Genomic DNA, 7,530 nt, shown 5'->3' with positions numbered 1-7,530 from the left:
GGCAGAAGATCTCCGACCGCGTCGCCGAGATGCGCACCCTGCCCAAGGGCATCGACCAGCGTTCCGCCTCGCGCCATCCCGACTGGACCGGGCCGGACGATCTCGAGATCAAGATTCTCGAGCTGCGCGAGATCACCGACTGGGAAAAGCCGATCTATGTGAAGGTCGGCGGCGCTCGGCCCTATTACGATACGGCACTCGCTGTGAAGGCCGGCGCCGACGTCGTCGTGGTCGACGGCATGCAGGGCGGCACGGCCGCGACACAGGAAGTGTTCATCGAGAATGTCGGCCAGCCGACGCTTGCCTGCATCAGGCCGGCGGTGCAGGCGCTGCAGGACCTCGGCATGCACCGCAAGGTGCAGCTCATCGTTTCCGGCGGCATTCGCAACGGCGCCGACGTCGCCAAGGCGCTGGCGCTTGGCGTCGATGCGGTGTCGATCGGCACGGCGGCGCTGGTCGCGCTCGGCGACAACGATCCGCGCTGGGAGGCCGAGTACAATGAGCTCGGCACCACAGCCGGCGCCTATGACGACTGGCATGAGGGCCGCGACCCGGCCGGCATCACCACGCAGGACCCCGAACTGATGAAGCGGGTCGACCCGATCGCGGCCGGACGACGCCTGGCAAATTACCTCAAGGTGATGACGCTGGAGGCGCAGACGATTGCCCGCGCCTGCGGCAAGAACAGCCTGCACAATCTGGAGCCCGAGGATCTCGTTGCGCTTACCATCGAAGCCGCCGCCATGGCCGTGGTGCCTTTGGCCGGCACCAACTGGATACCGGGAAAGAACGGCTTCTAGGACAACTTCCAAGACCACATAAGCGAGGAACTATAATGGGGAACGATCTCGCCGCATTCGCCAAGGAGAACGGCGTCAAATATTTCATGATCTCCTACACCGACCTGTTCAGCGGCCAGCGTGCCAAGCTGGTGCCGGCGCAGGCGATCGCCGACATGCAGAAGGACGGCGCCGGCTTTGCCGGTTTCGCGACATGGCTCGACCTGACGCCGGCGCATCCGGACATGCTGGCGGTGCCGGACCCGGATTCGGTCATCCAATTGCCGTGGAAGAAAGACGTCGCCTGGGTGGCGGCCACCTGCGTGATGGATGACAAGCTCGTCGACCAGGCGCCGCGCAACACGCTGAAGCGGGTGATCGACGAAGCGGCCCGCGACGGCATGCATGTCAAGACCGGCGTAGAGGCCGAGTTCTTCCTGATCTCGCCCGACGGCAAGGCGATCTCCGACGAATACGACACAGCCTCGAAGCCCTGCTACGACCAGCAGGCGGTGATGCGCCGCTACGACGTGATCGCCGAGATCTGCGACCACATGCTGGCGCTGGGCTGGGGCCCGTACCAGAACGACCACGAGGACGCCAACGGCCAGTTCGAGATGAACTGGACCTTCGACCACGCGATGGCGACCGCCGACAAGCACTCCTTCTTCAAGTTCATGGTCAAGTCGATCGCCGAGAAGCACGGCCTGCGCGCGACCTTCATGCCGAAGCCCTTCCAGGGCCTGACCGGCAATGGCTGCCATGCGCATATCTCGGTGTGGGACGAGGCCGGCAAGACCAATGTCTTTGCCGACAATTCGGAAGAGCTTGGCCTCTCCGCCAAGGGCAGGAACTTCCTTGGCGGCATCATGAAACATGCGTCGGCGCTTGCCGCGATCACCAATCCGACGGTCAACTCCTACAAGCGCATCAACGCGCCGCGCACCATCTCTGGCGCGACCTGGGCGCCGAACACGGTGACCTGGACCGGCAACAACCGCACCCACATGGTGCGCGTGCCGGGGCCCGGCCGCTTCGAGCTGCGCCTGCCGGACGGCGCCGCCAACCCCTATCTCCTGCAGGCGGTGATCATCGCCGCCGGCCTCGACGGCATCCGCTCCAAGGCCGACCCCGGCAAGCGCTACGACATCGACATGTACCAGTTCGGCCATACCGTCACGGATGCGCCGAAACTGCCGCTCAACCTGCTCGACGCGTTGCGCGAATTCGACAACGACAAATCGCTCAAGGCGGCGCTGGGTGAGGAATTTTCGTCGGCATATCTAAAGCTGAAGCAGCAGGAATGGAATTCCTATGCTTCGCACTTCACGCAGTGGGAGCGCGACCACACGCTGGATATCTAGCATCCAGCGTTGAGGGTGAGCGGCCTCGGAATGATTTTATGAAATACTCGATCTTCTCGCTCGCCCGCGCCGCTCTCTCCGGGCACAAGAACTGGCAGCCGACATGGCGCGACGCGGCACCCAAGGATCGCTACGACGTGGTGATCATCGGCGGCGGCGGGCACGGGCTCGCCACCGCCTGGTTCCTCGCCAGCGAGTTCGGCATCCGCAACGTCGCGGTGCTCGAAAAAGGCTGGATCGGCTCCGGCAACGCCGGCCGCAACACCACCATCATCCGCTCCAATTACGGCCTCCCCGGCAACACCGGATTCTACGAGCTTTCGATGAAGCTGTGGGAGCGGATGGAGCAGGACCTCAACTACAACGCCATGGTCAGCCAGCGCGGCGTGCTCAACCTCTATCACTCCGACGCGCAGCGCGACGCCTTCGCCCGGCGCGGCAACACGATGCGCATCAACGGCATCGATGCCGAGCTGCTCGACCAGGCGGCGCTGCGCAAGATGCTGCCATTCCTGAATTTCGAGAATGCGCGCTTTCCAATCCAGGGCGGGCTGCTGCAGCGCCGCGGCGGCACGGCCCGCCACGACGCCGTAGTCTGGGGCTATGCGCATGCGGCGAGCGCGCTTGGCGTCGACATCATCCAGAATTGCGAGGTCACCGGTTTCACGCGCGACGCCAACGGCAAGGTCACCGGCGTCGAGACGTCGCGCGGCAAGATCGGCGCTGGGAAAGTCGGCATGGCGGTGGCGGGTTCCTCGTCACGCGTCGCGGCTATGGCGGGGCTTCGCCTGCCGATCGAAAGCCATGTGCTGCAGGCCTTCGTCTCCGAAGCGATCAAGCCGCTGATCCCCGGCGTCATGACCTTCGGCGCCGGACATTTCTATGTCAGCCAGTCCGACAAGGGCGGGCTGGTCTTTGGCGGCGATATCGACGGCTATAATTCCTACGCGCAGCGCGGCAATCTGCCGGTGGTCGAGGATGTCTGCGAAGGCGGCATGGCTCTGATCCCGATGATCGGCCGCGTGCGGCTGTTGCGCCAATGGGGCGGCATCATGGACATGTCGATGGACGGCACGCCAATCATCGACAAGAGCCCGGTCGACGGCCTCTACATCAATGCCGGCTGGTGCTATGGCGGCTTCAAGGCGACGCCGGGCTCGGGCTTCGTCTTCGCCCATCTCCTCGCCCGCGATCAATCGCACAAGGAAGCCGCGCTTTTCCGCCTCGACCGGTTCCAGCGCGGCGCCATGATCGACGAGAAGGGCCAGGGCGCCCAACCGAACCTGCACTGAGGCCGCCAGAAGACCATGCGTATCACCTGTCCCTTCTGCGGCGAACGCGAGCTCGGCGAGTTCACCTATCTCGGCGACGCCAAGCCGCAACGTCCCGCGGCCGATGCCGGCGAGGACGCGGTCTACGACTATGTCTATCTGCGCGACAACATCGCCGGCGTGATGAGCGAGCACTGGTACCATGGCGGCGGTTGCCGGGCGTGGCTGAAGGTCACTCGCAACACGCTGACGCATGAGATTTCGGCGGTCGAGGCGGCTGCAGGCGCCGGCGCCGCCAAGGTTGGTGCGTGATGGCCGGCGATCAGGCAAACCGTCTCACATCCGGCGGCCTCATCGATCGCTCGACCGCGCTCAGCTTCCGCTTCGACGGAAAGACTCTTTTGGGCTTCAAGGGCGACACGCTGGCTTCGGCGCTGGTCGCCAATGGTGTCAAGCTGGTCGGCCGATCGTTCAAATATCACCGCCCGCGCGGCATCCTGACCGCAGGGTCGGAAGAGCCGAACGCACTGGTCGAATTGCGCAGCGGCGCCAGGCGCGAGCCGAACACCAAGGCGACCACCGCCGAGCTTTATGAAGGCCTCGAAGCCGCCAGCCAGAATCGCTGGCCGTCGCTCAATTTCGACGTCATGTCGGTCAACCAGCTGTTCGCGCCGATCTTCGTCGCCGGCTTCTACTACAAGACCTTCATGTGGCCGGCGAAGTTCTGGGAAGCAATCTACGAGCCGGCGATCCGCCGCGCCGCCGGCCTCGGTCGCGCGGCGGGCGTTTCCGATCCCGACCACTATGACAAGGCCTGGGCGCATTGCGACGTGGTGATCGCGGGTTCCGGGCCGGCTGGTCTGGCGGCTGCCCTTGCCGCCGGCCGCAGCGGCGCGCGCGTCATCCTGTGCGAGGAGGATTTCGTCCTTGGCGGGCGGCTGCTTGCCGATGGCGGTCCGATCGACGGACTGCCCGCCGCCGAATGGGTTGCGCGCGCGGTTGCCGAACTGACTGTGATGCCCGATGTGCGCATCATGACGCGCACATCCCTGTTCGGCGTCTATGACGGCGGCACCTATGGCGCGATCGAGCGCGTCAACGACCATCTGCCGGTCCCGCCGGAGCATCAGGTGCGGCAGCGGCTGTGGCGGATTGTGGCCAAGCGCTGCGTGGTTGCCGCCGGCGCGATCGAACGTCCCATCGTCTTTGCCGGCAACGACACACCGGGCGTGATGATGGCGTCGGCCATGCGCAGCTACATCAACCGCTACGCCGCTACGCCGGCGAGACACATCGCGGTCTTCACCAACAATGAAGACGGCTGGCGCACGGCCGAGACGGCGATCGCCGCCGGGCTGCAAGTGGCGGCGGTGATCGATGCGCGGCCGGATGTTTCGCCGGCGCATCGCTCGCTGGCCAGCAAGGGCGGCTTTCCGGTGCTGCACGGCTCGGTCTCCGCTGTCGATGGCGGCAAGACCGGCGTGCGCAAGATTTCCGTCTCACTGACCGGCGGCGCACGCGCCGAGGTCGAGGCCGACGGGCTCGCCGTCTCGGGCGGCTGGAACCCGGCCGTCGGCCTCACCTCCTATCATCGCGGCCGGCCGAAATGGCGCGACGACATCGCCGCCTTCGTGCCGGACGGCGCGCCGCCCGGCATGGTCGCCGCGGGCGCCGCCAATGGCGCTTTCGGTCTCGGGGCCTGCCTGCGCGAAGGGTTCGAAGCCGGCGCTGCCGCGGCGCGCGATGCCGGGCGCGGCGGCAATATCGGCTCGATGCCGGTCGCTGACGACGCGGCTTTCTCGCTAACGCCGCTCTGGCATGTCGCCGGCAAGGGCAAGGCCTTCGTCGACCAGCAGCATGACGTCACGGCTTCCGATGTCGAGCTGGCGCAGCGCGAGGGTTTTCAATCGGTCGAGCATCTGAAGCGCTACACCACGCTCGGCATGGCGACCGACCAGGGCAAGACCTCCAATGTCGCCGGCCTCGCCATCATGGCGGCGGTCAGCGGCAAATCCATTCCCGAGACCGGCACGACGATCTACCGGCCGCCTTATGTGCCGGTCGCCATCGGCGCGTTCGCCGGCCATCACCGCGACGAGAATTTTCATGCGACGCGGCTGACGCCGTCGCATCACTGGGCGGCCGAACAAGGCGCGGTGTTTGTCGACACCGGGCTTTGGAAGCGCGCCCAATGGTACCCCCGCGCGGGCGAGAAAGACTGGCTGGAATCGGTGACGCGCGAGGTGAAGGCGGTGCGCAGCAGCGTGGGCTTCTGCGATGTCTCGACGCTCGGCAAGATCGACGTGCACGGGCCCGACGCCGGCGCCTTCCTCGACCGCGTCTACATCAACGCTTTCTCCAGCCTCGCCGTCGGCAAGGCGCGCTACGGGCTGATGCTGCGCGAGGACGGCATCGTCTATGACGACGGCACGACCTCCCGCCTCGCCGAGGACCATTATTTCCTGACCACCACGACGGCGAAAGCCGGGCTGGTGATGCAGCATCTGGAGTTCTGCCGCCAGGTGCTGTTCCCCGAGCTCGATGTGCAGCTTACGTCGGTTTCCGATCAGTGGGCGCAGTTCTCGATCGCCGGGCCGAAGACCCGCGATCTCTTGAAGGAGATCGTCGATCCGGCCGAGGACCTGTCGAACGAAGGCTTCCCGTTCATGGGCGCGCGCGAGGTCAAGCTGCGCGGCGGCCTGAAAGCGCGGCTGTTCCGCATTTCCTTCTCCGGCGAGATGGCGTTCGAGATTTCGGTGCCGGCACGTTATGGCGAAGCGATGGCGCGCAATTTGATGATTGCGGGCGAGCCATTCGGCGTGACGCCTTACGGCACCGAAGCGCTCGGTGTGATGCGCATCGAGAAGGGGCACGTCGCCGGACCCGAGCTCAGCGGCACCACCACGGCCGGCGATCTCGGCCTCGGCAAGATGATGTCGACCAAAAAGGATTTCATCGGCCGCGTCATGGCCGGCCGCGAGGCATTGGTCGCGCTGAACCGGCAGGTGGTCGTCGGCATCAAGCCGACCGACAAGGCGCGCCGCCTGCGCTCCGGCGCGCATATCATCCCGAAGGGCGAAACGCCCGGCCCCGAGAACGACCAGGGCTATGTCACCTCGGTGTGCTTCTCGCCGGTGCTCGACCAGTGGATCGGGCTCGGCCTCGTCGAGCGCGGCCGCGAGCGCATCGGCGAGACCGTGCGCGCGCATGATCCGCTGCGCTCAGAGGACTACGATGTCGAGCTCTGCAGTCCCGTCTTCTACGATCCGGATGGAGGGCGCCAGCGTGGCTGATTTTTCCTGGGATGTCCGCAGCCCGCTCGACCGCGCGCTCGTCGGCGGCGCTTATGGCGCGCAGGGCGAAGCCGGCGTGACGCTGACCGAGATCCGCAATTTCGACCTCGTGCAGGTCATGGCGCGGCGCGGCAAGGCCGGCGAGATGATCGCCGCTGCGAAGGCGCACTTCGGCGTTGCCGCGCCGGAGACGCCCAAGGCTATCGGCACGTCGGACGCGTCGCTGATCTGGTCAGGACCGGACCAGTTCCTTGTGCTGTCCAAGGACGGCAAGCATTCGATTGAGGTGCTTGCCCCTGGCTTTGCCGGTTCGGCTTCGCTGTCCGACCAATCGCATGCGCGGGCGTTGATCAGCATCTCCGGCGACAAGGCGCGCGCGATGCTCGCCAAGCTGTCGTCGATCGATTTGCATCCCGATGTATTTGGCGTAGGTGCGGCGGCGGCGACCTCGATGGATCATACGAGCGTCACGTTGTGGCGCGGTGGTGATCGCAACGGACTGGCTGTTTTCAATCTGCTGGTGTTTGCGACTTTTGCCGAGAGCCTTTGGCACACTGTGCTGGATTCCGCTGCTGAGTATGGCGTGACCATCGGCCATTCCGAGGACCTTTAGCGGTCAACCGCCAAAACTCGGCGCTGCCCCTCATCTGCCTGCCGGCATCTTCTCCCCGTATAGTGACGGGGAGAAGGGGCTGGTGTCCGAACCGGATAGATAGGTAACAGAATGGACCGATTAGATGGGTGACAGTTTTCTTGCCAGCCGGGAGGACCGGCGATGGTTTGGCGAGAGACTGGCATCATGGATGAGCGGCTTCGTTTTGTT

Annotated in this window: 6 protein-coding genes; all 6 read left to right on the top strand. The window is 65.5% G+C overall.

Going from position 1 to position 7,530, the window contains the following annotated elements; genetic code table 11:
* A partial coding sequence (locus EOA27_RS14275) for a glutamate synthase-related protein (RefSeq protein ID WP_189562028.1) occupies nt 1–800 on the top strand: 800 nt, incomplete at its 5' end.
* Between the two features lie 35 nt (nt 801–835).
* On the top strand, nt 836–2,143 hold the full coding sequence (glnT, locus tag EOA27_RS14270; protein ID WP_126078672.1) for a type III glutamate--ammonia ligase: 1,308 nt from the start codon (nt 836–838) through the stop codon (nt 2,141–2,143).
* A gap of 38 nt (nt 2,144–2,181) precedes the next feature.
* Nucleotides 2,182–3,435 carry a sarcosine oxidase subunit beta family protein gene (locus EOA27_RS14265; RefSeq protein ID WP_126078673.1) on the top strand — a complete coding sequence of 418 codons (1,254 nt, stop codon included), beginning with the start codon at nt 2,182–2,184 and terminating at the stop codon, nt 3,433–3,435.
* A 15-nt stretch (nt 3,436–3,450) separates the two neighbouring features.
* The gene (locus tag EOA27_RS14260; RefSeq protein ID WP_126078674.1) at nt 3,451–3,726 is read left to right on the top strand and encodes a sarcosine oxidase subunit delta; all 276 of its coding nucleotides are present in this window, start codon (nt 3,451–3,453) and stop codon (nt 3,724–3,726) included.
* Nucleotides 3,726–6,707 carry a sarcosine oxidase subunit alpha gene (locus EOA27_RS14255; protein WP_126078675.1) on the top strand — a complete coding sequence of 994 codons (2,982 nt, stop codon included), beginning with the start codon at nt 3,726–3,728 and terminating at the stop codon, nt 6,705–6,707. The genes EOA27_RS14260 and EOA27_RS14255 overlap by 1 nt, the downstream gene beginning before the upstream one ends.
* Nucleotides 6,700–7,320, top strand: a complete 621-nt coding sequence (locus EOA27_RS14250; RefSeq protein WP_126078676.1) for a sarcosine oxidase subunit gamma family protein — start codon at nt 6,700–6,702, stop codon at nt 7,318–7,320. Before EOA27_RS14255 ends, EOA27_RS14250 begins: the two co-directional genes overlap by 8 nt.
* The last annotated feature ends 210 nt before the right edge of the window (nt 7,321–7,530 follow it).

Source organism: Mesorhizobium sp. M2A.F.Ca.ET.037.01.1.1 (assembly GCF_003998075.1).
Lineage (GTDB): Bacteria > Pseudomonadota > Alphaproteobacteria > Rhizobiales > Rhizobiaceae > Mesorhizobium.
The sequence above is the reverse complement of the archived record's forward strand: the minus strand, read 5'-3'. Positions and strand labels throughout refer to the sequence as shown.